The 24981-nt window shown below is 61.6% G+C and carries 27 protein-coding genes; 17 read left to right on the forward strand and 10 right to left on the reverse strand.

The window, feature by feature from the left end:
• Window positions 1–95: 95 nt before the first annotated feature.
• The 10 genes from PRI8871_RS13545 (at window position 96) to PRI8871_RS13590 (ending at window position 9143) form a co-directional block, all read left to right on the forward strand.
• On the forward strand, window positions 96–1763 hold the full coding sequence (locus PRI8871_RS13545; protein ID WP_108886761.1) for an FAD-dependent oxidoreductase: 1668 nt from the start codon (window positions 96–98) through the stop codon (window positions 1761–1763).
• Complete coding sequence (locus tag PRI8871_RS13550; protein WP_108886762.1) at window positions 1760–2659, forward strand: NAD-dependent epimerase/dehydratase family protein; 900 nt, start codon at window positions 1760–1762, stop codon at window positions 2657–2659. Before PRI8871_RS13545 ends, PRI8871_RS13550 begins: the two co-directional genes overlap by 4 nt.
• A 205-nt stretch (window positions 2660–2864) precedes the next feature.
• On the forward strand, window positions 2865–3665 hold the full coding sequence (locus tag PRI8871_RS13555; protein ID WP_108886763.1) for a shikimate dehydrogenase family protein: 801 nt from the start codon (window positions 2865–2867) through the stop codon (window positions 3663–3665).
• Between the two features lie 36 nt (window positions 3666–3701).
• Complete coding sequence (locus PRI8871_RS13560; RefSeq protein WP_108886764.1) at window positions 3702–4829, forward strand: ABC transporter substrate-binding protein; 1128 nt, start codon at window positions 3702–3704, stop codon at window positions 4827–4829.
• Between the two features lie 83 nt (window positions 4830–4912).
• A complete protein-coding gene (locus tag PRI8871_RS13565; RefSeq protein ID WP_108886765.1) occupies window positions 4913–5791 on the forward strand; it encodes a branched-chain amino acid ABC transporter permease in 879 nt (292 codons plus the stop codon).
• A complete protein-coding gene (locus PRI8871_RS13570) occupies window positions 5788–6762 on the forward strand; it encodes a branched-chain amino acid ABC transporter permease (RefSeq protein ID WP_108886766.1) in 975 nt (324 codons plus the stop codon). Before PRI8871_RS13565 ends, PRI8871_RS13570 begins: the two co-directional genes overlap by 4 nt.
• Window positions 6759–7505, forward strand: a complete 747-nt coding sequence (locus PRI8871_RS13575; RefSeq protein ID WP_108886767.1) for an ABC transporter ATP-binding protein — start codon at window positions 6759–6761, stop codon at window positions 7503–7505. Before PRI8871_RS13570 ends, PRI8871_RS13575 begins: the two co-directional genes overlap by 4 nt.
• 3 nt (window positions 7506–7508) lie before the next feature.
• On the forward strand, window positions 7509–8237 hold the full coding sequence (locus tag PRI8871_RS13580; protein ID WP_108886768.1) for an ABC transporter ATP-binding protein: 729 nt from the start codon (window positions 7509–7511) through the stop codon (window positions 8235–8237).
• On the forward strand, window positions 8237–8668 hold the full coding sequence (locus PRI8871_RS13585) for a type II 3-dehydroquinate dehydratase (protein ID WP_108886769.1): 432 nt from the start codon (window positions 8237–8239) through the stop codon (window positions 8666–8668). Before PRI8871_RS13580 ends, PRI8871_RS13585 begins: the two co-directional genes overlap by 1 nt.
• A gap of 67 nt (window positions 8669–8735) precedes the next feature.
• Complete coding sequence (locus PRI8871_RS13590; protein WP_108886770.1) at window positions 8736–9143, forward strand: hypothetical protein; 408 nt, start codon at window positions 8736–8738, stop codon at window positions 9141–9143.
• Between the two features lie 42 nt (window positions 9144–9185).
• Here PRI8871_RS13590 and PRI8871_RS13595 read toward each other — a convergent pair whose 3' ends face one another.
• Both PRI8871_RS13595 and PRI8871_RS13600 read right to left on the reverse strand, forming a co-directional pair.
• On the reverse strand, window positions 9186–9962 hold the full coding sequence (locus tag PRI8871_RS13595) for an SDR family NAD(P)-dependent oxidoreductase (protein ID WP_108886771.1): 777 nt from the start codon (window positions 9960–9962) through the stop codon (window positions 9186–9188).
• Window positions 9959–11680, reverse strand: coding sequence for an FAD-dependent oxidoreductase (locus tag PRI8871_RS13600; RefSeq protein ID WP_108886810.1), 1722 nt, complete (start codon window positions 11678–11680; stop codon window positions 9959–9961). Before PRI8871_RS13600 ends, PRI8871_RS13595 begins: the two co-directional genes overlap by 4 nt.
• Before the next feature lie 113 nt (window positions 11681–11793).
• Here PRI8871_RS13600 and PRI8871_RS13605 point away from each other — a divergent pair, with 113 nt between their 5' ends.
• The 4 genes from PRI8871_RS13605 (at window position 11794) to PRI8871_RS13620 (ending at window position 16087) form a co-directional block, all read left to right on the forward strand.
• Window positions 11794–12699 carry a helix-turn-helix domain-containing protein gene (locus tag PRI8871_RS13605; RefSeq protein WP_108886772.1) on the forward strand — a complete coding sequence of 302 codons (906 nt, stop codon included), beginning with the start codon at window positions 11794–11796 and terminating at the stop codon, window positions 12697–12699.
• A gap of 90 nt (window positions 12700–12789) precedes the next feature.
• Window positions 12790–13368: an NIPSNAP family protein gene (locus PRI8871_RS13610; RefSeq protein WP_108886773.1), complete on the forward strand. Its 579-nt coding sequence runs from the start codon at window positions 12790–12792 to the stop codon at window positions 13366–13368.
• A 20-nt stretch (window positions 13369–13388) separates the two neighbouring features.
• Window positions 13389–14564: an acyl-CoA dehydrogenase family protein gene (locus PRI8871_RS13615; protein ID WP_108886774.1), complete on the forward strand. Its 1176-nt coding sequence runs from the start codon at window positions 13389–13391 to the stop codon at window positions 14562–14564.
• Entirely contained in the window at window positions 14561–16087 is a 1527-nt protein-coding gene (locus tag PRI8871_RS13620) for an acyl CoA:acetate/3-ketoacid CoA transferase (protein ID WP_108886775.1), read from the forward strand. Before PRI8871_RS13615 ends, PRI8871_RS13620 begins: the two co-directional genes overlap by 4 nt.
• On the opposite strand, the gene PRI8871_RS13625 is transcribed toward PRI8871_RS13620, so the two are convergent.
• Window positions 16084–16845, reverse strand: coding sequence for an IclR family transcriptional regulator domain-containing protein (locus tag PRI8871_RS13625; protein WP_108886776.1), 762 nt, complete (start codon window positions 16843–16845; stop codon window positions 16084–16086). The two genes, PRI8871_RS13620 and PRI8871_RS13625, sit on opposite strands and share 4 nt — an antisense overlap.
• Window positions 16846–16956: 111 nt before the next feature.
• Between PRI8871_RS13625 and PRI8871_RS13630 the strand changes: the two genes are divergently transcribed.
• Genes PRI8871_RS13630 through pcaF form a run of 3 tightly spaced genes read left to right on the forward strand, consistent with a single transcriptional unit; the run spans window position 16957 to window position 19558 of the window.
• Window positions 16957–17676: a 3-oxoacid CoA-transferase subunit A gene (locus tag PRI8871_RS13630; protein ID WP_108886777.1), complete on the forward strand. Its 720-nt coding sequence runs from the start codon at window positions 16957–16959 to the stop codon at window positions 17674–17676.
• The gene (locus PRI8871_RS13635) at window positions 17676–18353 is read left to right on the forward strand and encodes a 3-oxoacid CoA-transferase subunit B (protein ID WP_108886778.1); all 678 of its coding nucleotides are present in this window, start codon (window positions 17676–17678) and stop codon (window positions 18351–18353) included. Before PRI8871_RS13630 ends, PRI8871_RS13635 begins: the two co-directional genes overlap by 1 nt.
• On the forward strand, window positions 18353–19558 hold the full coding sequence (pcaF, locus tag PRI8871_RS13640) for a 3-oxoadipyl-CoA thiolase (RefSeq protein ID WP_108886779.1): 1206 nt from the start codon (window positions 18353–18355) through the stop codon (window positions 19556–19558). The genes PRI8871_RS13635 and pcaF overlap by 1 nt, the downstream gene beginning before the upstream one ends.
• A 17-nt stretch (window positions 19559–19575) precedes the next feature.
• Here pcaF and PRI8871_RS13645 read toward each other — a convergent pair whose 3' ends face one another.
• From PRI8871_RS13645 to PRI8871_RS13675, 7 genes are all read right to left on the reverse strand, one after another.
• On the reverse strand, window positions 19576–20058 hold the full coding sequence (locus PRI8871_RS13645) for a MarR family winged helix-turn-helix transcriptional regulator (protein ID WP_108886780.1): 483 nt from the start codon (window positions 20056–20058) through the stop codon (window positions 19576–19578).
• A 78-nt stretch (window positions 20059–20136) separates the two neighbouring features.
• Window positions 20137–20460, reverse strand: a complete 324-nt coding sequence (locus PRI8871_RS13650) for a 2Fe-2S iron-sulfur cluster-binding protein (RefSeq protein ID WP_108886781.1) — start codon at window positions 20458–20460, stop codon at window positions 20137–20139.
• 9 nt (window positions 20461–20469) lie between these two features.
• The gene (locus PRI8871_RS13655) at window positions 20470–21702 is read right to left on the reverse strand and encodes a cytochrome P450 (RefSeq protein WP_108886782.1); all 1233 of its coding nucleotides are present in this window, start codon (window positions 21700–21702) and stop codon (window positions 20470–20472) included.
• A complete protein-coding gene (locus tag PRI8871_RS13660; protein WP_108886783.1) occupies window positions 21699–22412 on the reverse strand; it encodes an ABC transporter ATP-binding protein in 714 nt (237 codons plus the stop codon). The genes PRI8871_RS13655 and PRI8871_RS13660 overlap by 4 nt, the downstream gene beginning before the upstream one ends.
• The gene (locus PRI8871_RS13665; protein ID WP_108886784.1) at window positions 22405–23151 is read right to left on the reverse strand and encodes an ABC transporter ATP-binding protein; all 747 of its coding nucleotides are present in this window, start codon (window positions 23149–23151) and stop codon (window positions 22405–22407) included. Before PRI8871_RS13665 ends, PRI8871_RS13660 begins: the two co-directional genes overlap by 8 nt.
• Window positions 23148–24074, reverse strand: coding sequence for a branched-chain amino acid ABC transporter permease (locus PRI8871_RS13670; RefSeq protein WP_108886785.1), 927 nt, complete (start codon window positions 24072–24074; stop codon window positions 23148–23150). The genes PRI8871_RS13665 and PRI8871_RS13670 overlap by 4 nt, the downstream gene beginning before the upstream one ends.
• Complete coding sequence (locus PRI8871_RS13675; protein ID WP_108886786.1) at window positions 24074–24934, reverse strand: branched-chain amino acid ABC transporter permease; 861 nt, start codon at window positions 24932–24934, stop codon at window positions 24074–24076. Before PRI8871_RS13675 ends, PRI8871_RS13670 begins: the two co-directional genes overlap by 1 nt.
• Between the last annotated feature and the right edge of the window lie 47 nt (window positions 24935–24981).

Here is a 24981-nt window from a genome sequence, read left to right on the forward strand (position 1 = left end):
AAAGTATTTTTAAAAGTTGAAAGTTTTTCCATTTTTGAGATGATGCCTGCAAGAATCGGGTTACACACCATCCCGAAACAGGGGGACGCCGCCGCATGTCAGAGGTTCAGGACTATGATGTCGCCGTTATCGGCTCTGGCGCGGCGGGGCTGTCTGCTGCAATCTTTGCCGCATTGGCGGGCGCACGGACGGTTCTGATTGAGCGGACAGACTATATCGGCGGAACAACGGCTTATTCGGCAGGCACCACATGGGCACCGAACACCCGGCTTGCCGCAACGGTTGGGGCGACGGATAACCCAGATAAAGTGCTGGGCTTTCTAGATCGTGCCGTTGGCAACCGATCCCCGCGTGCCATGCGCGAGGCGTTCGTTGAAAATGCGCCCAAAGCCATCCATACGCTGATGGACAGGACCGAGGCGCAATTCCGCGCCTGCCCCCGCCATCCCGACTATCTGTCCGAGATCGAGGGAAGCACGCTCAATGGCCGCGCATTGGAGCCTGTGCCGTTCAACGGATCGGCGCTTGGGGCCGATCTGGCCTTGGTGCGCCCCCCTATCCCTGAATTCACCATTCTGGGCGGGCTGATGGTCGACCGCACGGATATCGCCCATCTGCTGGGTATGACCAAATCGCTGAAGTCCTTGGCCTATTCGATCAAACTGGTGTCAGGGTTTCTGCGCGACAAGCTGCGGCACGGTCGTTCGGCCCGGCTGGTGATGGGCAACGCGCTGATCGGGCGGCTGTTGTTATCGGCGCGTCAGGCAGGCGTGACGATCCGCACCCAGACCACTGTGACCGATATACAGACTGGCAGTGAAACGTTGCTGAGCCTGAAAAGCGGCGAGACGCTGCGCATCAAAGGCGGCGTCATTCTTGCGACAGGCGGGTTTGGCCGCCATCCAACCCGCCGGGCCGAGATGTTGCCCACCCCTACGGCTGAACATAGCCCTGCGGCCCCCGGCCATACCGGCGAATTGCATGATATTGCCCTACGGCTTGGGGCCACTTACGGCGACGGGGCGCAGACCAATGCCTTTTGGGCGCCTGTATCGACACGTCAGCGCCCGGATGGCACTTGGGCCGTCTTCCCGCACTTCGTCTTTGACCGGTCCAAGCCGGGGATCATCGCGGTGGGCAAGGATGGCAAGCGCTTTACCAATGAAAGCCGGTCCTACCACGAATTCGCCCAAGCGCAGCAGGCCACCGGCACCCTGCCCGCCTATCTGGTGACCGATGCCAATGGGCTAAAGACCTACGGGCTTGGCATGGTGCGCCCCGGCGGCATGGGGGCCAAGGCCCTATTGAAAGATGGATATCTGACCGAGGCCCCGACGCTGGATGCGCTCGCCCAGCGCCTTGGGATTGATGCAGCCGGCCTGAAAGACACCGCCCAGCGCATGAACCGCTTTGCCGAAACCGGCGTGGATCAGGATTTCCACCGGGGCGAAACCGACTATGAGCGACACAATGGCGATGCCAACCACGGGCCGAACCCGACTTTGGGCAAGATCGGCACCGGGCCGTTCTATGCGGTCAAGCTGATGCCGGGCGATATTGGCGCGGCGACGGGTCTGCGCACTGATGAAACCGCGCGACTGCTGGATAAAGACGGAACGCCCATTCCCGGCCTCTACGCAGCAGGCAATGACATGCAGTCCATCATGGGCGGCGTCTATCCCGGCCCGGGCATCACCATCGGCCCGGCAATCACCTTCGGCTTCATCGCCGCAACCCACGCATCCGAAAGGGCAAAGGCATGAGCCGTTATCTGATCACCGGTGGTACGGGTTTTATCGGCCGTTGGGTCGCCGCCATGTTGCTAGAGCTTGGGCATGAGGTGCGGATCTTTGATGCGCGGCCCAACCCGGCCAATCTGGATGAGATCACCCCCGGCCTATCCGCCAAGGTCGACTTCGTGACCGGCGATATCGCGGATGGGTCCGTTGTTGAGGCGGCCAAGGGCTGTGACGGGATCATCCATCTGGCGGGCGTTATGACGGTCGATGCCGCGCGTGATCCGCTGCGGGCCGCGCAGATCAACGTCATCGGCTCGCTTCATGTGTTTGACGCCGCGCGCCTGCACGGCATTGGGCAAGTGGCCTATCTGTCCAGTGCGGGCGTCTTTGGCCCTGACGATGCCATCAACCCCCGGCCTGCCACCCATTACGGCACCCATAAGCTTGCCATTGAAGGCACAGCACGCGCCTATCTGCGCGATCATGGGATCGGGTCTGTCGGGTTCCGGCCCTATATCGTCTATGGGGCGGGTCAAAGCTCGGGCATTGCGTCGGGACCGTCCGTGGCGATCTATAGCGCGGTACAGAACACGCCTGCCACCATCCGCTTCTCGGGGCGGGTTGGTTTTGTTCTGGTGCAGGATGTGGCCGACCTTTTGGTGCAATCGATCCTGACGCCCATGCAAGGGGCCGAGGCCTATACCCTATGTGGCGAGACGGCAGATATGACCGATTTCGTGGATGCCCTGAGCGCCCGCATCCCACAGGCGCAGATTACCATCGAGGGCGCACCTATGCTTATTCCCGGCGATCTGGCCACCAGCGCCCTGCCCCCGCATCTGGCACAGCGTCCCGTTACCTCGATGCAGGACGGCATTGACCGAACTTTGCAATTCTATCGCGAAAGGATGCCGGGATGAGCGCCCTGTCCCGAATGAATTGTCCAATCTTTACTCTGATACATCCATTTCCAAACGGCGCCCCTTTGCGCACTAAATTTACCCAAGGACATCCGGTGCAAGCCGCGTTTGTCGGTAACGTGGGCCAACGGAAGGAACAGCGCAGCGCATGGCAACCACGACCCAGAAAGTGCAATCAATCGCCCAAGGTGCAGGAGGACCGTCAATGACCCCGGCACTGAATGGTGAAACGCAGGTCGTGTTCATCATCGGCGATCCGATTGCGCAGGTAAAATCCCCCAGCCTGCTGTCGGCCCGCTTTGCGCGGCAAGGCCAGAACACGCTTGTCGTGCCGGGGCATGTGGCCCCTGCCGATATCCCTGCCTTTATGGCCGGGCTGGACACGCTTCAGAACGCGCCGGGGCTGGTGATCACTGTTCCCCACAAACAGGCTATGGTTCCCTATTGCGCCAAGATGACCGACCGGGCGCGCTATGCCGGGTCGGTCAACGTGATGCGCCGCACCGCAGCGGGTTGGATGGGCGACAACACCGACGGGATGGGCTACGTTGAGGGGATGAAAGAACGCGGCGCTCAGATTGAAGGCAAGCGCGTACTGCTGGTCGGGGCTGGCGGGGCCGGATCTGCCATTGCCTATGAGTTTCTGGCCCAAGGTGCATCAATGCTGGCCGTGCACGATGTGGATGCATCCCGCCGCGACGGGCTGATTGACCGCCTAGGCGCGGCCTTCCCCGGACAGCTGGCCATTGGATCCGGCGATCCAACCGGGTTCGACATCATCGCCAATGCCACGCCCTTGGGCATGCGCGATGGCGATCCCCTGCCCGTACAGGTGGACAATTTGCAACCAGAGATGTTTGCCGCCTGCCCGATCACCAAACCTGAAATTTCGCCCTTCATCGCCGCAGCTATGGCGCGCGGCTGTGACACCATGCCGGGCATCGGCATGTTCACCGCCCAAGAAGGGCTACTGGTTGAGGCATTGAACACGCTCTCGGCTGACTAAGAACGACCCAAGGACATCAAATCAGGGAGGATAAAGATGATCCGTAAAGCTACACTACTCACAGCAAGTGCTCTGTCGCTGATGGCAGGTCTGGCCAGCGCCGATGTGCGTATCGCCAGCGTTGCCGAACTGTCGGGCGCAGGCGCGGCCGCCGGTGCCGTATGGCATGACGGCATCAAGATGGCCGTGGAAGAAATCAACGCAGCAGGCGGCATTCTGGGCGAGCAGATCGATCTGGTCGAATACGACAGCCAGACCGACCCGCAGAACAGCCGCGCCATGGTGCAAAAGGCCATCGACGAAGAAGCCTTTGTTCTGATGGGCACCGTCTATTCGTCCTCAACCGTGGTGAACATGCTGGTCGCCATGCAGAACGGCGTGCCGCAGATCACCGGTTCGGAAAGCCCGACCATCACCGCCAAGGGCAACCCCTATATCTTCCGCACTGCATTCGGCGCACAAAAGGGCCTGCCGAAGCTGGGCAGCTACATCAAGGACGATCTGGGCGCATCCAAGGTCGCCGTGATCTGGGCCAACACCGAATTCGGCAAGGGTGGCCATGACGCGTTCGAAAACGTCGCGGCAAGCAACGGCATCGAGATCGTGTCGGACATCCCGACCGAACAAGCGCAGGTCGATTTCGCCGCGGACGTCGCCAAGCTGAAGTCCTCGGGCGCTGAGGCCGTCTTTGCCTACATGACCGAAGAAGAATCCGCCCGCTTCCTGATCGAAGCCGAAAAGCAGGGCCTTGGCCTGCCGATCGTCGGTGACACCGTGATCGCATCGCAAAAGGTAATCGACCTGGCCGGGTCTGCCGCCAATGGCGTATCCAGCCACGTTGGCCTGACCGCCGAAGCGCCGATCCCGGCAATTCGGGAAATGGCCGCCAAGTTCGAAGCCAAATACGGCTACGGCGCGGACCATAACGCAATCAAAGGCTACCTTGGCGCCTATACCGTCAAGTACGTGACCGAAGCCGTCGGTTCCTTCGACCGTCAGGCCTTTGCCGACAAGATGCACGGCCTGTGCCTCGATGCGGCAACCCATCCCGGCATCCTGATGGACGCCTGCTGGGACGACACTGGCGAGCTGTCGCGCGAAAGCTTCCTGGTTCAGGTTGTTGACGGCAAGCAGCAGATCACCAAGACGCTGCCCGCCAACTGATCCCTACCGGGCGGCGGGCCTGTCCTGCCGCCCTTCCCCTACATCGCAATCCCCTTGCAAGCGCTGACCACGAGGTACACCGCATGGCGGAATTCATCCAAATCCTGATATCCGGTTTATCTGCGGGCTCGATCTACGCGCTTGCGGCTGTCGGGTTCACGTTGCTTTGGCAGGCATCGCAGACGATCAACTTCGCCCAAGGCGAATTTGTCATGCTGCCTGCGTTTTTTGTATTGGCCCTGACCGTTAAACTGGGCCTGCCATTGCCCTTGGCCATCATTCTGGCAATCTTCCTGTCTGTCCTGCTGCTTGGCGCTGTGTTCAAGAAGCTGGTGGTCGAGCCGATGATCCAACACGGCACCTTGCCGCTGGTCATTGCGACCATCGCGCTTGGGCTGCTGCTGAAAGAGGGCGTCAAGGAATTCTATTCGCCGCTGGGCCAACCCTTCCCCAGCCTGTTCCCGCAAGATGTTCTAAGCGTCTTTGGCGCGGCTGTTTCGATCCCCGATATCGCGAACTTCGTGATCGCCATGGGCACGATCATTGGCTTGCAGCTGTTTTTGGCCCGCACCCGCACCGGGCGCTGTATGCAGGCCACCGCACAAAACCCCGATGTCGCCCAGATCCTTGGCGTCGATATCAAGAAAATGGTTCTGTACACCTTCCTGATCAACGGGGCGCTGGCGGCCATCGCATCGGTTCTGATCACCCCGATTTATCTGGCGAAATTCTCAAACGGTGAAGTGCTGGGCCTTGTGGCCTTTATCGCGGCCATCGTTGGCGGCTTTAACCAGATCCGCGGCGCATTGGTGGGCGGTTTGTTGATCGGCGTGATCGACAACCTGTCCGCCGGCTATGTTTCGGCCGAATACCGTCAGGCTGTTCCAATGCTTCTGTTGATTTTCGTCATCCTGGTGCGCCCGCAGGGCCTGCTGGGCACATCCGAGGGACGCGCAGTATGAAACGGGCTCATCTCATTCTCGCTTTGATCGGCATTGCTGTGCTGATCCTCGCCCCCATCGGGCAGAAGAACTACATCATCTACGTGCTGTGTTCTTGGCTGATGTTCTCGATCGCTGCGATGGGCCTGAACCTGACGCTTGGCTATGCCGGGCAGGTCAGCCTTGCACAGGCCAGCTTTATTGGCATCGGGGCCTATATCACCTCGCTTCTGACGCTGGCCGGGTATCACTGGGTGTTTGGCTGGCTGGCCGCCATGGGCGCGACATTTGTGATTGGCCTGTTGCTGGGGTATCCCGCGCTTAGGGTACAGCACCATTTCCTGGCCTTCGTCACACTGGCCTTTAACACCATCGTGTTTCTGGTCCTGCGCAACGAAGAAGAGATCACCGGCGGATCCTTTGGTCTGGTCGGCATGCCCCGGCCCGAATTCTTCGGCATCAAGACCATGCCGCAGCTGAACTTCTATTACTTCGTGCTGGTCCTGTTCGTCATTTCGGCCTTTGTCTTCTGGTGGATCGTGCATTCCCCATGGGGCCGCGCCTTCAAAGCGCTGCGCGAAAACCCGATCCGCGCCGAGAGCCTTGGCGTCGACACCCGCCGCATCACCCTGTTGGCCTTTGCCATCGGGTCGGCCTTTGGCGGCGGCGCGGGTGCGATCATGGCCCCATTGGTGCAATTCATCGAACCGGGCAGCTTTGCGCTGATCCATTCGCTGAAAATCCTGCTGATGGTCGTCGTGGGCGGCGCTGGCTTCTTCTATGGGCCGATGCTGGGCGCGGCTGTGGTCATCATCCTGCCCGAGTTCCTGCGCTTTACCGAAGGCTACTACCTGATCATCTATGCCTTCCTTGTCATCGTGCTGATGGTCTATTCGCCATCGGGTCTGATCGGGCTTGGCAGCAAGCTGATGGCCCGGTTCCGCCCGAAACAAGAGGTCCGCAAAGATATGGCCAAGGGGGCGCAGCTGTGACCGATACTGTACTGTCCATCCGCAACATCTCGAAATCCTTTGGCGGCATTCACGCCGTGCGCGATGTCAGCTTTGATGTGCAAAAGGGCGAAGTTCTGGGCCTGATCGGCCCGAACGGGTCTGGCAAATCCACGCTGTTCAACTGTGTTCTGGGCCAGCTAAAGCCCGACACAGGCGAGGTGCGGGTCAACGATCAGACCGTGGCGGGCATGCGCGCCGCGGCCCTGAACAAGCTGGGCGTCGGGCGCACCTTTCAGCAACTGTCGGTTTTCCCGCAGATGAGCGTGCTTGAGAACATCATTCTGGCCGGTCAAGAACACCAGGGCACCATGGCCACGCGCCTGTTTGGCCCCTCAGATGCGGGGCTGACCGCCGAAGCCGACCAGATGATCAAGTTCTTCCGGCTGGAACATCTGCGCGATGAAATGGCCGGCAGCCTGTCCTATGGCCAGCAAAAGCTGGTCGATGCGGCGATGGCCTTTATGGCGGGGCCAAGCCTTGTTCTGCTGGATGAACCGGCAGGCGGGGTGAACCTGACCATGCTGGCCAACCTCAAAGACCGGCTGAGGGCCTATAACCGCGAACACGGCACCACCTTCGTCGTGATCGAGCACAATATGGAATTCGTCATGAGCCTGTGCACGCGGATCATCGTTCTGGCCGAAGGCGCGATCATCGCCGAAGGCACGCCCGATGAAATCCGCAGCAACCAGCAAGTCATTGACGCATATCTGGGGGGCTGAGCCATGCTTGAACTCAAAGACCTACACGGCGGTTACGGCAAGATCCAAATCCTGAACGGCACCTCCTTCAAGATCCCGCCTGCGTCGATCACCACGGTTATTGGCCCCAATGGGGCGGGCAAGTCGACGGTCTTCAAGGCGGTGTTCGGGCTGCTGAACATCACCTCGGGGCAGATCCTGATGGATGGTCAGGATGTCACCCGACGCACGCCGAAACAGATGATCGATGCCGGTGTCACCTATGTCCCGCAAGGGCGCAACGTGGTGCCGCAGCTCTCGGTCTATCACAACCTCGAACTGGGCGGCATCACCTCGAACAATCAGGCGCGGGTGCGCGACCGGATCGAACAGGTGATGGACCAGTTCCCGATGCTGCGCCAATTCAAGGACCGCAAGGCGATCGAACTGTCAGGCGGCCAGCAAAAGCAGCTAGAGGTGGCGCGCACGCTGCTGTTGGACCCCAAGCTGATCTTGATCGATGAGCCGTCCATCGGCCTGTCGCCCAATCTGGTGCAAGAGGTGTTCCGCACCCTGCAAGCGCTACGCGATCAAGGCGTCACCATTCTGATGGTGGAACAGAACGCCAAATCCGCGCTGGCCATGTCAGACTACGGTCTGGTGCTGGAACTGGGCCAAACCCGGATGCATGACGCCGCCGACAAACTGCTGGCCGACCCGCGCGTCGGGCATCTGTTCCTTGGCGGTCACATCGAAGAAGAGGAAACCGCATAATGGTGCGTCCGATCCACGTGCTCAATGGTCCAAACCTGAACCTTCTGGGCCTGCGAGAGCCGCATATCTACGGGCACACCACCCTTGCGCAGATCGAAACCATGTGCCGCGATGCGGCGCGTGGGGATCTGTTCTTTGGCCAGACCAACCACGAAGGCCAGATGGTGGATTGGATTCACGAAGCCCGCGAAACGGCGGGCGGGATCATCATCAATCCGGCCGGACTGTCGTTTCATTCGGTGGCCGTGCTGGATGCGCTGAACACCTTCGAAGGCCCAAAGATCGAGCTACACATCTCGAACATCCATGCCCGCGATGAAGCACACCGCCATTCCCTGCTGTCACAAGCCGTCACGGCGGTGATTGCAGGGCTTGGGGCCAAGGGCTACCCCGTGGCGGTTGGCGCGATGTACGGGGCGATGGGCGATTAGAGGCACCGACTGTTACACGCGCCGGAATTCATGCTAGGCACTCCGATACCATAAATCGGGGTGCCTTATGCATTGGGACGATGTGTCAGAGCTTTTTGCGGCTGATGGCAGCCTGCGCGATATCCTTGTGTCCGGCACCACGTCGGCGGATTGGGATCGTATGATCCACCTGGCCTCACAGCTTGGCACGCTGTCCTACCAATGCGACGGACAAAATGCGGCGCGGCCTGCCATGGGCGACCTGCTGCGCGACACGGACCACGCCCATTGCCTGAAGATTGACTTGGGCGGACCTGTCGCAATCACGCATTTCCTCTCGGCAGATGACATTGATCTGGATATCGACCCGCGCGAAATCCAAACCCAAGACGCCTTGGACAAGGTGCTGACCTTCTGCGCCCAATTGGGCCGCGCGCTGGGGCGCGATGTGGTCATCACCGAAGAAAACGACACCAAGGCCGAATTGCTGCGCTAAGCACACGCCCGACATTCGAGGCAGATCACCGGCCGCTAAGCGTCAGTTATAGCCCGGCCTTGGGACGTGGCTCATCAGGGTCTGGGCATATCCGCCGTCGACAATGATTTCCTGCCCGCTGACATAGCTGGCCCGGTCGGACGCCAGAAACAGCACCGCCTCGGCGATGTCCTCTACCCGGCCAATTCGGCGCATGGGCACGACGGCCTCTCGGGCGGCTTTGGTCTTGGCATCGGCATAGAACGCCTCCGACAAGGGGGTGCGGACCAAGCCGGGGGCAACCACGTTGGACCGCACTCCTTGCGGGCCCCATTCATAGGCCAATTGCCGCGACAGCATCGACACCGCCGCCTTGGATGCAGAATAGGCGTTGGAAAAGGCCTGCTGATGATTGCCCGAGATCGACCCGACGTGCACCAAGGCCCCCTGCCCGCGCGCCAGCATCGGACGCCCGAAACACTGGGCGCAGCGCAGATAGCCGGTCAGGTTGACGTCGAGCATCTTTTGCCACGCGGCGATATCCACCTCGGCCAAGGCGCCGGGGCTTAGGAAGGCGGCGTTGTTGACCAGAATATCCACCGGGCCAAGCTGCGCCTCAATCGCGGCGGCGGCGTGGCCCAAACTTTCGTCCGAGGTCACATCGCACGCCAGACCCAAGCCGCCCATTTCTTGGGCCGCAGCCGCGACCGCATCGCCGTTCAGATCCAGCAGCGCAACCTTGGCCCCTTGCGCGACCAATGCCTCCGCAATCGCCTTGCCAATGCCGCCGCCCGCGCCGGTGACAACCGCGCAGCGCCCGTCCAGACCAAGCCAGCTCATGCCGCGCCCCCTTTGGTGATGCCTGCAAGATGCCGCCCGGTGATATAGCCAAACACCATCGCCGGCCCCAGGGTGATGCCCGCGCCGGGGTAATTGCCACCCATGATCGACGCGCGGTCATTGCCCACGGCAAACAGACCCTCAATCGGTGCGCCCGCCTCATTGAGCACTTGGCCAGATACCGTGGTGCGCAGCCCGTCAAACGTGCCCAGATCGCCCATGATGATCTTCAGCGCGTAGAATGGCCCTTTCTGGATCGGACCGACGCAGGGGTTGGGCTTATGGTCTGGGTCGGCCAGATAACGGTTGAAGCTGGTCTTGCCACGGCCAAACTGCGGATCTTCGCCGCGTTCGGCAGGACCGTTATAGGCCACGACCGTCGCTTCTAGCTCTTTGGGGTCAATGCCGGTTTTCGCCGCCAATTCGGCCAGAGTCGCGCCCTTTTGCAAGTACCCGTTGGCGATATATTTGGCCAATGGCACCGGCGCGGGTTTGGCATAGCCCAGCCCGTATTTGCGGATCGTCGGGTGATCGCAGATCAGCCAAGCCGCCGTTTCCGTCTGCCCTTCGCAAGCCCGCATCAAGGCCGCGCCCACGTCGTGATAACTTTCGCTTTCGTTGGTGAACCGCTTGCCCGATTTCAGCACCGCAATGATCCCCGGCTTATACCGGTCAAGCAAATGCGGAAATGCGCCGAACTTGCCCTTCCCCATCGGCACCTTCGACACCGGCATCCACGCCGATGTGTCGTTAAATTCAATCGGGGCATGCCCGCCCACCGCCTCCGCCAGCCGGATACCATCGCCGGTATTGCCTTCCGGCACCGGGCTGAAATGTTCGCCGCCGCGCCGCAAATGCGGATAGGCCTGTTTCAGCTTTTCCACGTCATGAGCAAAGCCGCCGGTGGCGATCACCACACCCTTGCGCGCGGTCAGCGTCACATCACCCGCAGCCCCGGCCACCCGCACGCCCGAGATCTTGCCGTCGCTGACAAGCAATTCCTTGGCAGGCGTGTCGGTGAAAATCTCAATCGCCAGATCAAAGGCCGATTTGGCCAGCCGCGCCGCCAGCGCATTGCCGCTGGTCACCTGCACACCGCGCCCATGCTTGGCCACTTCGGCAAAATGCTTGGCCATGCGTTTGGTCACATAGGCAAAGCTGCGGGCGCTTTTGGTGGCGTTGAAGAAATGTTTGATGTCCGCATTGGAGGAGTTGAACATCATGCCCATGAACGTGATCGTCGCCAAAGGCGGGCGCAGCCGTTTCAGGTTCTCGCCCAAGCTTGAGGTATCAAAGGGTGCCGCCAACACCGACCGCCCCACATCCACACCGCCCGGCACATCCGGGTGATAATCGGGGTAAAGCGTGGGGATGAACTTCACCTCGGTTTCGCGTTCGAACCAATCGATCATTTCAGGGCCGGTGTCGATGAAGGTCTCGACCATATCGGCGTTGTAGAAATTGCCGGTCTCTTCCTTCATGTACTGGATCGCAGCCTCGCGCGTATCACTGACCCCAGCTTCCCGCGCATGGCGGTTCATCGGAACCCACAGAACCCCGCCCGAAAAGGCGGTGGTGCCGCCAAAGACCGGCTCCTTTTCGATCACGACAACGGAAGCGCCATGCTTTTTCGCGGTGATGGCAGTGGCAAGCCCGCTGGCCCCCGACCCGATCACGATCACGTCATAAGTTTCATTTTGATCCGGCTTTGTACGCATGGTCTCCTCCCCTTGCGGCGTTGGGGAATTAGGCGCATCGGGGTGGATTTCGCCAATGGACAGGCTTGCAAATTTATTGGACAATTCGTTTCGTTCCTGAAACACAAGGCCCCATGTCCAATTCACGCGCCGCGGCGATCCCCACCTTTTTCCTGTACGGAGATGAACAGCAAGACGTCGATCTGGACGCGTTGCATGTGGAACCTATCCGTGAACGATCCATGCGGCATGATTGGACAATTCACCCGCATGTGCACCCCGATCATACGCAGATCCTGTGGTTTTCCGACGGCGGCGCGACCTTCACAATTGAGGGCAAAACCTATGAGGCTGCGCCCAATTGCTTTGTGGTTCAGCCTGCTGGAATGGTGCATGACATCCGGTTTCACCCCGGCACCGAAGGCCGCGTCATCACCGCCGCCGTCAGCTTTGTCGATGCGGTGGCCAAGGATGACCCGCGCCTGATCGAGGCCACCCGCCTGCCCGGTGCCTACCCGGTGGAAACCTCTGCCGGGCGCGATGCCATTCGCCATGCAATGGAACAATTGCTGTTTGAAACCAACACGCTTGATCCCGGTCGCCGCATGGCACTGCGGTCGCATTTCCTATCAGTGCTGGTTTGGTTGATGCGCGTATCGGCAGGTCAGGCTGGTGCTGGCCCCGCCCATCGCGGCAAGGATTACGATCTGGTCAACCGCTACCGCGCCGTGTTGGAGCGCCATTTTCACACCGAAAAAACGCTGGCCTTTTACGCCGACAAGCTGTGCATTTCACCCCAACGCCTGAATGCCGCCTGCAAAGCCCGCGCTGGGCGCACCGCGTCTGAGGTGCTCTATGATCGGATCATCGTCGAGGCCAAGCGCTGCCTGTTGTACACCGAAATGACCGTGGCCGAGATTGGCCATGCCATCGGCTATGATGACCCGGCCTACTTCAACCGGTTCTTTTCCCAGCGGGTCGGATGCCCACCCGGAACCTTCCGCAAAGACGCCGCCACAACGCGCCGCGTCGGCTCCTGACGGATCGTCCAACACAATTTCCAAATCGTCCATTTCTTTGCGCCCGGCTTCTCTGCACCTTCATGCCACGAGGGCGAAAGGAGGACGCCGTTGCTACTTGAGTTGCGCACCTATGACATGAAACCGGGCAAGGCCCCGGCCTATCTGACGCAGTTCAGAACCCAAGGCGTCGGGCTGGTCACAAGGCATTTGCCGATGCTGGGCTATTGGCTGGTGGACACCGGCCGCCTGAACCGGATCGAACACCTTTGGGCCTATGCCAGTTTCGAAGAACGCGACGCCTGCCGGGCCAGTTTGGCGCAGGATGCCGAGTGGATGGAGGGGTTCATTCCCACCGCCTTTGAACATGTCGTGGCGCAATCCAACCGGTTGATGCAGATCGAAAAATCCAGCCCAGCGCTGAAGGACGCAATCGCCCAGCGCAAGGCCCATCACGCCAACCAAGCGGCAGATAGCCCGATGCTTGCGCAGTCGCTGCACGCGTTGGAAGTTGGCGCAAATCCAGACAATGGCGTGGGCCTGATCGGCCAGTTCCGCGTGGTGTCGGGCGACTGCCCCGGCCAGATCATCTCCCTGCGCAGCGGTGCATTTGCCGATCTGTGCACCGCCGCAACCGGCAGCTTGTCGCAGGAAATCCTGCGCCCCCTTAGCCTTTCCCCATTGCGTTGACGCAACCCAAGGACAGCCAAATGACTTTCGAAATTTCCTATGAACAGCGCATGCTCGTGGACACGGTGCGCGGCTTCATCAAAGACGAACTTACCCCGCTGGAAGAGATGATCGAACAGACGGGCGCTCTGCCCGATGACACCGCCCGCGCGGTGTTCAAAAAATCCTCGGCGCTGGGGCTGTATGGTATGAACATCCCCGAAGAGTTCGGCGGCGGCGGTCTGTCCTGCCTTGATCAGATGATGGTCGAAGAACAGTTCGGCCACACCACCGATATTCTGATCCGCCGCGCTTTTGGCAACGTCTATGAAGTGCTTTTGTCCTGCACCGGCGCGCAAGTGGACCGCTGGCTGACCCCGGCGGTCAAAGGCGAACGTGTCTGTTCCATCGCCTTTACCGAACCGGGTGCCGGATCGGACGCTGCGGGCATCAAGACCAAGGCCGTGCGCAAGGGCGACAAATGGGTGCTGTCTGGCATGAAGCACTACATCTCGGACGGGTCGTTTTCCGATTTCTTCGTGGTCACCGCTGTCACTGACCCCAGCAAGGGCCATCGCGGCATTTCGATGTTCTTGGTCGATAAGGGCATGCCCGGATTCAGCCTTGGGCGCGATCAGGCGATGATGGGCATTCGCGGCACCTCGCATCTGGATCTGCACTTTGATGAGGTCGAGCTGACCGACGACCACCTGCTTGGCACCGAAGGCGAAGGGCTAAAGCTGGCGCTGTCGGTTCTGGGCCGCGTGCGTCTGGCACAGGTGGCGGCACGCGCCATCGGCAAATCGACCAAGATCCTGCAAATGACGCTGGATCACGCCCGCGACCGGCACCAGTTCGGCCAATCTTTGGGCGATTTCCAGATGGTGCAGCAAATGCTGGCCGATAGCGCGATTGAGATCAACGCCGCCCGCGCCGCCCTATGGGACTGCGCCGCGCAACTGGATGCAGGCCAAGACGTGCGGACCAAAATCTCGGCCTTGAAGGTGCAAGGGGCAGAAACGCTGGGCCGTGTGGTGGATCGCGCTGTGCAGATCTATGGCGGCATGGGCTTTTCCAAGGATCTGCCGATCGAGCGCTATTACCGCGACGCCCGGATCTATCGCATCTTTGACGGCGCCAGCGAGGTGCATCGCAGCGTGATCGCCAAGACCATGCTGAAGGGCTCAACCTCTGTTTTTGATCCGTGGAGCGCATGATGCAACCCAAGTTCATGAGCGCCGCAGACGCGGTTGCGCTGGTGCCCGATGATGCGACGATCACCATCACCGGGGGCGGCGGCGGTCTGTGTGAGGCGATGCTGTTGCAGCAAGCCATCGAGGAACGGTTCCTGACAACCGGCCATCCGCGCAATATGACGCTGGTCCATTCGCTGGGCATCGGCAATCGCAAAGACACCGGCGTGTCGCGCTTTGCCCATCCCGGCATGGTGCGCAAGGTAATCGGCGGGCATTGGGTCTGGTCGCCGCGCATGCAGCAAATGGCCGCCAACAATGAGATCGAGGCCCATGTCCTGCCCGGCGGCGTGGCCATGCAATTGATGCGCGAGATCGCCGCCAAACGCCCCGGCCTGATCACCCATGTCGGGCTTGGCACCTTTATCGACCCGCGCGTCGATGGGGGCCGGATGAACGAGGCCGCCAAAGACCCGCTGTGCGAGGTCATGCAGATCGACGGGCGCGAATACCTGCGCTACCTGCCCTTCCCGGTCCATGCCTGCCTGCTCAAAGGGTCGATCGCCGATGATGACGGCAACATCAGCCTTGATGAAGAACCGGCCAACGTCGACACCTACGCCGTCGCGGCGGCTGTGCACAATTCCGGCGGCAAGGTGATCTTTCAGGTGCGCGACCGCGTGGCATCTGGAACGCTTGGCGCACGGCAAGTGCGGGTTCCGGCGGCGATTGTCGATGCGATTGTCGTCGATCCGAACCAGACCCAAGGCTATGAGATCACCTATGATCCGTCGATCTCGGGCCAGTCGCGGCGCGACCTGCCTGCCCCCGCCGACCCCGGCTTTTCAGCGCGGCGCATCGTGGCCAACCGCGCCCGGCAAGAACTGCGGGATGGCGCGATCATCAACTACGGCTTTGGCATCCCCGATGAGATCGCGACCATCGTCGCCGCACGCGGGGAACAGGGCCGTTATTACCAGACCATCGAACATGGCACCTATGGCGGGCGGCTGCTGACCGGCACTTTGTTCGGCTATTCGCAAAACGCCAGTTGCATGATCGACGGGCCGTCGCAGTTTGATTTCTACGCAGGCGGCGGGTTGGACATCGCCTTTCTGGGCTTTGGACAGGTGGACAAGGCGGGCAACGTCAACGCCTCCAAACTGGGTGGTATGCCGGTCGGCCCGGGCGGGTTTATCGACATTGCGCAGAACGCCCGCACGGTGGTCTTTGTTGGCACGTTTGACGCCAAGGGCACCAAGGTTCAATCCGGCAAGGGCGATCTGACGATTGAGCGCCACGGCGACGTGCAGAAGTTCGTGGATCAGGTAGATCAGATTACCTTCTCGGGGGCGCAGGCGCTGCGGCAAGGGCAGCGGGTGCTATACGTGACAGAACGCGCGGTGTTCCGTTTGGACAGTGACGGGCTAACCCTGATCGAACTGGCGCCGGGCGTGGATCTGCACCGCGATGTGCTGGACCGGATGGCCTTTGCGCCAGACCACGGCGACGTGGGCCTGATGTCGCAAGACTGCTTTATCGGTTAACGCAGCATATTGCGCAGCCCGTCCTGCGCCTTCAGCAGTTCGGGCAGGCAGCGGGTCGACAGGTCTGCGGTCGGCATCTGCGCCGCCGCGACGCCTACGTTGACCGCCGCCACCACCCGCCCGGTGGCGGATATCAGCGGCACGGCAATCGACCGCAGCCCCAGTTCGATCTCTTGGTCGACAAGGGCATAACCGTTCGACCGCGCCGCAGCGATGGCGGCCATCACGTCATCGGGCGTTGTGCGGCTGTTGGGCGTGCGCGGCGACAGGTCGGACCGGGCCACCACATCCCGCGCCTGATCCTCGGGCAGTTGCGCCAGCAGAACCCGCCCCATCGAGGTGCAATGCGCAGGCAGGCGCGATCCCGGCATCAGACCAATGGTCATCACCCGCCGCTGCGCCGCGCGGGCGATATAGATGATCTCCAGATCGTCAAGCACCGACACAGACACCGATTGCTGAAGGCGTTCTGACATCTGATCCAGCCATGGCTGCACCACCTGCGTCAGCGGAAAGGCCGACAAAGCGCCATTGCCCAGCCGCAGCACCTTGGGCGTGGGGGTAAAGAACTTGCCATCATAGCTGGTGTAACCCAGTTCGGTCAGGGTCAGCAGGCAGCGCCGTGCGGCGGCCCGGTCCAGCCCGGTTTCGACGGCCGCCTCAGACACCGACAGGCGCGGATGACGTTCGCCAAACGCCTCTAGCACGGCCAGCCCCTTGGCCAGAGATCCCAGATAATCCGTTGGTTTGATCGGCATGTGAACACATCTGCGCGTATAATGAACAAGGGTCGATATACGAACATTCTACCTATGCGGACAAGTCGAAACCGCCTAGACCTAGGCCCAAACCCAAGAGAGGCGCAACCCATGGACAAAACCTGCCCTACGCTGGCCGACGCTGTCGCAGGCATCGAAGACGGTGCATCGGTGATGATCGGCGGCTTTGGCGGATCTGGCGCGCCGATTGAACTGCTGCACGCGTTGGTGGACCGGTTCCGCGCGACGGGATCGCCCAAGAACCTGACCATCGTCAACAACAACGCAGGCAATGGCGGGATTGGCATCGCCGCGATGATTGCCGCCGGGATGGTGCGCAAGGTGATCTGCTCCTTCCCCCGCACCTCGCAGCCGCATGCGTTCAACGAAAAATACGCCTCGGGCGAATTGGAGCTGGAACTGGTGCCGCAAGGCACGTTGGCCGAACGCATCCGCGCAGGCGGCGCGGGCATTCCGGCCTTCTACACGCCAACGGGCTATGGCACCGATCTGGCGGCAGGCAAACCGGTGGCCGAATTTGACGGCAAACATTACATTCAGGAACGCTGGCTCAAGGCCGATGTGGCGCTGGTCAAGGCCGAGCATGGCGATGCCTATGGCAACCTGACCTACCGCTTGGCCGCGCGGAACTTCAACCCGCTGATGTGCATGGCCGCGATGCACTCAATCGCGCAGGTCACCCGCATCGTGCCTTTGGGCGAGATTGCCCCGCAAGACGTCATCACCCCCGGTATTTTCGTCAATACTGTGGTCGAGATGCCAACCCCGAGACAAGAAGAAACCCGCGTGCGCGATCAGGAGGTGTACTGATGACCCTTCCCAAACTGACAAACGCGCAAATCGCGTGGCGTGCGGCGCAAGACATCGCCGATGGGGCCTATGTGAACCTTGGCATCGGCCTGCCTGAGCTTTGCGCCCGGTTTCAGCCCGAAGGCCGCCGCGCGATGTTCCACACCGAAAACGGCATTCTGGGCTTTGGCCCCGCGCCTGAGGCGGGCCAAGAAGACTGGGACGTGATCAATGCCGGGAAAAAGGCCGTCACCCTTAGCCCCGGTGCCGCGATCTTTCACCATGCCGACAGTTTCGCCATGGTGCGCGGCGGGCATCTGGACATGGCCATTCTGGGCGCGTTCCAAGTGGCCGCGACCGGCGATCTGGCCAATTGGCGGCTTGGGGCCTCGGGCGTGCCGGCGGTGGGCGGCGCGATGGATCTGGTGAACGGCGTGAAACAAGTCGTCGTTCTGACCGATCACGTCACCAAGGACGGCAAGCCCAAGCTGGTGGACACCTGCACCTACCCCCTGACGGGCGTCGGCTGCGTGACGCGCGTCTATACCTCACTTGCCGTGATCGACATTGACCCGCGCGGCTTTGTCCTGCGCGAAAAACCTGCTGGCATGAGCTTGGACGAGCTGCAAGCCGTGACCGGCGCCCCGCTTCACACCGATGGCCCTGTGGCCGATTTGACTGCACCGAAGGTAGACTGATGACCGACGCTTATATCTGTGACTACATCCGCACCCCGATTGGCCGCTATGGCGGCGCATTGTCCAGCGTGCGCGCCGACGATTTGGGCGCGGTGCCGCTGCGGGCCTTGGCCGAGCGCAATGCCGCAATGGATCTGGCCGCGATTGACGAGGTGTATTTCGGCTGTGCCAACCAAGCGGGCGAAGACAACCGCAACGTCGCGCGAATGTCGGTTCTGCTGGCGGGCTATCCCGACAGCGTGCCGGGCACGACCCTGAACCGGCTGTGCGGGTCGGGCATGGATGCCCTGTTGGCCGCCGCCCGGTCGATCAAGGCAGGTGAGGCGGATCTTGTCATCGCAGGCGGCGTCGAAAGCATGAGCCGCGCGCCCTTTGTCATGCCCAAGGCCGACACCGCCTTTTCGCGCAGCAATGCGGTCTATGACACCACCATCGGCTGGCGCTTCATCAACCCGGTTCTGAAGGCGCAATATGGCGTGGATTCCATGCCGGAAACCGCCGAGAACGTGGCCGAGGATTTCAACATCTCGCGCGAAGATCAGGATGCCTTTGCCATCCGGTCGCAGCAAAAGGCAGGCGCGGCCATGGCCAACGGTCGCCTTGCCCGTGAAATCACGCCCGTGTCGATCCCGCAGCGCCGGGGCGATCCGATTGTCGTCTCAGAAGACGAACACCCCCGCCCCGACACCACGCTGGCCGGGCTGCAAAAACTGAAGACGTTTGTGAAGGCCGATGGGTCGATCACGGCCGGCAATGCCTCGGGCGTCAACGACGGGGCCGCGGCGCTGATCGTCGCCTCTGAGGCTGCGGTCAAAGCCCATGGCCTGACGCCCATCGCCCGCGTGCTTGGCGGCGCGACGGCAGGCGTTGCCCCGCGCATCATGGGTTTTGGCCCTGCGCCCGCATCCAAGAAACTGATGGCCCGCCTTGGCCTGACGGCTGGCGATTTCGACGTGATCGAACTGAACGAAGCCTTTGCCTCGCAAGGATTGGCCACGCTGCGCGATCTGGGCATTGCCGATGATGACGCCCGCGTGAACCCCAATGGCGGCGCGATCGCGCTAGGTCACCCCTTGGGCATGTCGGGCGCACGGATTGCCGGTAGCGCCGCGCTAGAGCTGCAATTGACCGGCGGCAAGCTGGCGTTGGCGACGATGTGCATTGGCGTGGGCCAAGGCATCGCCGTGGCCTTGGAACGGGTCTAACCCCCTGCTGGGCGACCTTATTCGCTTAGGTTGCCCAGCATCGCCCGCATGACCTTCAGAAAGGTCTCATACTCGGCGGGTTCAATATCGCCGATCATCGCGGCCTCACACTCAAGCGCGATATCCAGAAGCGTGTCGTGAGTGGTCAGGCCCTTTTCGGACAGCCACCAGCGTTTTTTACGCGCGTCGGCCTCATCCGCCTCAAACCGCAAATAACCGCCATTATCCAGCACCTTCAGCGTGCGGCTAGCCGCCGCTTTATCCAGCCGGATCACCGCGCAGATGCGGTTGGCCGTGATGCCCGGTTCGATGTTCAGCATGGCAATGATACGCCATTCGACAATCCCCAGCCCGAAGCGATCCCGATAAATCGCAGCCGTCTTGCGTTGCCAGGCGCTGCTGACCGCGTTGAGCAAGAACGGGGCGTAATTGTCGATGTCCAGAATGGTCACGCCGTCGCGTGTTTTGACCGGACTGGACAGGCGCGTAGACTGCGGCATGTGGAATTCCCGTATTCTGAATCCGCGCCGGTCTAACGGCTTTGCCCCCGCCTGTCACGGGGGCAAAGCGGCACGGGGCTAGGTCTGGCTTTCGGGCAGATGCACCACCAGCCCGTCCAGATCAGGCGTCAGGCGGATTTGGCAAGACAGGCGCGATGTGTCCTGCATTTCAACCGCCGCGCAATCAAGCAAGTCTTCCTCGCCGTCCATGCGCGTACCGGTTTTGTCCGTCCACGCCTCATCTACAAAGCAGTGACAAGTCGCGCAGGCCATCGAGCCTCCACATTCGCCGATGATGCCATCCACACCGCTGTTCAGCGCGGTTTGCATCACGCTTTCACCGACATTTCCAGCCACGGTCTGGCGGCTGCCGCTCGCGGCCACATAGGTTACGTTCACCATATCTTTCCCTTACTTTCCAATGAATTGCATCGGCAACTTGTCCAGCGCGCAGATCGCATTGTTGGGCCGCCATTCGGGCGCTCCGGTAAATTCAATGCGGTCCACCTTGCGAAGCATGACCGACAGAACGGCCTCCAGCTCGCCCCGCGCGATGTTCTGGCCAACGCAGCCGTGGATGCCCGCGCCAAAGGCCACATGGCCCACCGGCTTGCGATCAATGCGGAACACCTCGGGGTCGCCCCATTTTTCAGGGTCCGAGTTTGCCGCGCCCAGCACACAGATGATCTTGGTTCCGGCCTCGATCTTGGTGCCCGCGACCTCGGTATCCACGCCCGCCGTGCGGCCAAAGGTGTGTACGGGCGAGGTAAAGCGCAGGATCTCTTCGAACGCCGCGCGGATCTGGGTCGGGTCGCGCTTCAGCGCTTCCCACTGATCGGGAAATTGGCCGAAGCAATACATCGCGTTGCCGATGCCAGTAACGGTCGTATCCACCCCCGCCGAGAAGAACGACCGCACCAGCATCCCGGCCTCATCCTCGGTGATCTCGCCCGCATCCGCGGCCTGATAGACCAGCGCACCAAGCCCGTCTTTGCTCAGCGCGTCGCGCTGGCAGGCACGGGTGACGATTGGCACGATTTCCTCGGCCGCTTTGAACGCCGCCTGACGCAGCGCGTTGTTCGGACCGACCGCGTTGAAGACCATCGCGCCGTAATCGACCAGATGGCGCGCGCTCACGTTGCTCATGCCAACGGCGATGGGGAAGACCGATGTGGGGAACACCTCGGCGAAGTCTTCGACGCCTTCGAACGGGCCGCGCGCGATCAGATCGTCGATCAGCGGCTCGGCGGTGGCAAGGAACATGTCCATCAGCCCCCGCACCACCTTTGGCGACAGCGCCCGCGTCAGGATCTTGCGGGTTTTTGTGTGATCGGGCGGATCGACCTCAAGAATGATCGAGGGCGGGCGATAGGGCGGGATCAGCTTGTAATCATCCAGCCCCACCCCGTGCGAGGACAGGAACCGCGTGTGATCGCTGAACACCTCGCGGACGGTGCTGAACCGGCCCATAGCCAGCACGGAATACTTTGGAATGTAAACGAAATCCCCCAAACGGCGCAGTTCGGCGTAAAAGGCATGCGGGTCACGTAGGATCGCCTCGTCATAGGGGTCTACGTCCCAGACGGGCACGCCCGGCGGCGGGTCAATCTTGCGGTGGCCTTCGATGATCTCGACTTGTGTCATGTGTCCTCCTCACTCGTCAGGGCCAGACCGACATGGCGGTGCAGCAAGTCCGGCGCTTGTTTTAATTCATCGGAGGGGCCGTCATGGACGATCGCCCCATTCGACATCAAAACCGCGCGGCTGGCAAAGCTCAGCGCGGCCTCGGCATGTTGTTCGACAAGAAGGAGTGTCCGGCCCGATTGGGCCAGCTTGTCGAACACGTCCATCAGGTGTTCGCAAATGACAGGGGCAAGGCCCTCAAGCGGTTCGTCCAGCAAGATCACCTGCGGTTCTGTCATCAGCGTGCGGGCGATGGCCAGCATCTGCTGTTCCCCGCCCGACAGTTGCCCGCCCCCGTTGCGGCGGCGTTCCTTGAGGCGCGGGAACAGGGCGTAAGCCTCCTCCAGCGCCATGGTTCCATTGGCAGCCAGAAGGTTTTCCTCGACCGAAAGGGATTTGAAGATATCGCGGGTTTGCGGCACCAGACCCAGCCCCAGCGCATTGCGTTTGAACGGCGGCAAACGGTCGATGCGCTGGCCGTTCAGGGTGATCTGCCCGCCATGCATCCGCGTCAGGCCCATCATGGTGGCCATCAGCGTGGTCTTGCCCGCGCCGTTGCGGCCGATGATGGCCAAACGCTCGCCCTTATGAATGCTCAGCGACACGCCGCGCAGCACATGGGTCGGGCCGTAACCAGCTGTCACATCGGTAAAAGTCAGGATCTCAGTCATGGCCGCCCCCTAGGTATAATTCGCGCACCTGCGCATTGGCGGCGATCTCGGACGGGGTGCCTTCGGTCAGAATGCGGCCCTGCACCAGCACCACGATCTTGCGCGCGACGCGGAACACAAGGTCCATGTCATGTTCGATAATCAGCACCGCCAGATCCTGCGGCAGCCGTTCAATCGCGCGGGTGATCAGGCTGGTTTCTGACGAGGGCACGCCCGCCGCCGGTTCATCCAGGATCAGGATGCGCGGCTTCAGCGCCAAGGTCAGCGCCATTTCCACCAGCCGCTGCTGACCATAGGCCAGATCGCGAACGGGCTTGTCGGCCAGATCGCCCAGTTCGAACTGGTCAATCAGGCTTTGAACCTCGGCCTCGATCCCGGCCTCGCCGTCGGCGCGGCGCAGAAGGCGATAGCCCCTGCCCTCACGCTCAAGGATCGGCATGCGGATATTGTCGCGCACGGTCAGACGGGGGAACAGCGTGGTGATCTGGAACGTCTTGGCGATGCCCAATTTCACGCGATGCGCCTCGCCCATGCGGGAAATGTCGCGCCCGTCCAGTCGGATTTCCCCGCCCGAGGGCGCCAGAATGCCCGTCACCAGATTGGCAAAGGTCGATTTCCCCGCCCCGTTCGGCCCGATCAGCGCCTTGCGGTCGCCGGGTTTCAGGTCAAAGTCGATATTCTCGGACACCACCAAACCGCCAAAGCGTTTGGATAGGCCGCGCACCTCTAGCCCGGTCATTTGCGGCCTCCTTTCAGGGCGTGGCCCAGCGAAATCAGGCCTGAGGGAAGGAAAAAGACCATCGCCAGAACCATGCCGCCAATGACGAACAGCCAGTTGAACGGATCATTCGCGGCGGCCAGATGGTGCACGGTCATGAACAGAACCGTGCCGATGACCGCGCCGTACAGCCGCCCGGTGCCGCCAAGGATCAGCATGATCAGCGCCTCTGCCGAGAGCGTGAAGCTTAGTGTTTCAAGGCTGACAAGCTGGGTGATCTGCGCGGCCAAGGCACCGCCGATGCCCGCCACAGCGCCGCCCAGCGTATAGGCCAGCACCAGACGCCAATAGACAGGCGCACCGATGGCCAGCATCCGGTCGCGGCTTTCGTGGATCCCGCGCAGCGACATCCCGAACGGCGCACGGCCAATCACCGCCAGCGCGGCAAAGACGACGCACACAACAATCAGCGCATACCAATACCCGGTCTGCCCGATGAAATCGAAGGCAAATAGGCCCAGCACAGGCTCCATCCGGATGCCGCGCAGCCCTTCGGCGCCGCCGGTGATGTCGCGGGCGCGGTTGGCGATCTCAAGGCAGATCTGCGCCACGGCAATCGTCAGCATGATTGCGGTCAGCCCGTGGGTGCGCATGACGATCAGGCCCGACACAAATGCCAACGCGGCCCCGGCCAGCCCGCCGATGATCAAACCGGCCACAGGATCGGCCCAGACGTGGATGGCAAACAGCCCCGCCGCATAGGCCCCCGCGCCATACATGGCGGCTTGGCCCAATGTGGGTACCCCCGCATAGCCAAGGATCAGATCAACGGACAGAACCAGCACGATCATAATCAAAATGCGCGTCAGGAAGGCCAGATCATAGGGGAAGACAAAGAAAGCAGCAGCCGCAAGGGCGACGAAAACGAGGGGTAGAAAACGCATCAGACCCTCCCCAGCAGGCCGTTGGGCCGGATAACAAGCAGCAGCGTGACAAGGCCAAGGAAAGTGAGCGTGGCCAGATCGGGGGCCAGATAGCGCGCCGCGGTTTCCAGAAGCCCCAGCCCCAGCGCGGCGGCGAATGATCCCGCGATAGAGCCCATACCGCCCACAGCCACGACGATCAGAAACAGCACCATGTAGCGCAGCGGGTAATAGGCATCAATCGGCAGCAGTTCGGCCCCCAGAACGCCGCCCAAAGCGGCCAGACCCGCGCCAAGTGCAAAGGTCGCCATATAGATCAGCCCTGTGTCGATCCCTAGCGACGAGGCAATGTCGCGGTTGTCGACGGCGGCCCGCAGACGGATACCAAAGCGCGTTTTATCCAGCAGCGCCCAAAGCCCCAAGGCCACCAGCGCCCCCGCCGCGATCACCGCCAAACGATGTGCGGGCAGCGTGCGGAACCCCAGATCAACCACGCGGTTCAACCCCTCGGGCAGGCCAATCGTCAACAGGGCCGAGCCTTGCCACAGGTTGACCGTAGCGATCATGAGGAAGGTCAAACCGATGGTTGCCAGAACCTGTTGAAGCTCTCCGAAGCCGTAGATGCGGCGGTAGATTACGCGCTCAAGCGGCAGGGCAATCGCCATCGTGCCCGCCAGCGCCACAGCCAGCCCGGCCCAGTAGCCAAGCCCCAGATCCTGCGCGGCCCAATGGGCCAAGGTGCCGCCGATCAGGGCAAAGCCCCCATGGGCCAGATTGACCACGCGCATCAAGCCCATCGTCACCGATAGCCCGACCGCGATCATGAACAGGATCATGCCATAGGCGACCCCATCCACGAGGATATTCAGAAATAAATCCATCTGCTTTTTCCGATGCGGCGGGCCAGCCAAAGCCAGCCCGCCTGCCC

Origin of the sequence: Pseudoprimorskyibacter insulae (genome assembly GCF_900302505.1) — a bacterium.
Lineage (GTDB): Bacteria > Pseudomonadota > Alphaproteobacteria > Rhodobacterales > Rhodobacteraceae > Pseudoprimorskyibacter > Pseudoprimorskyibacter insulae.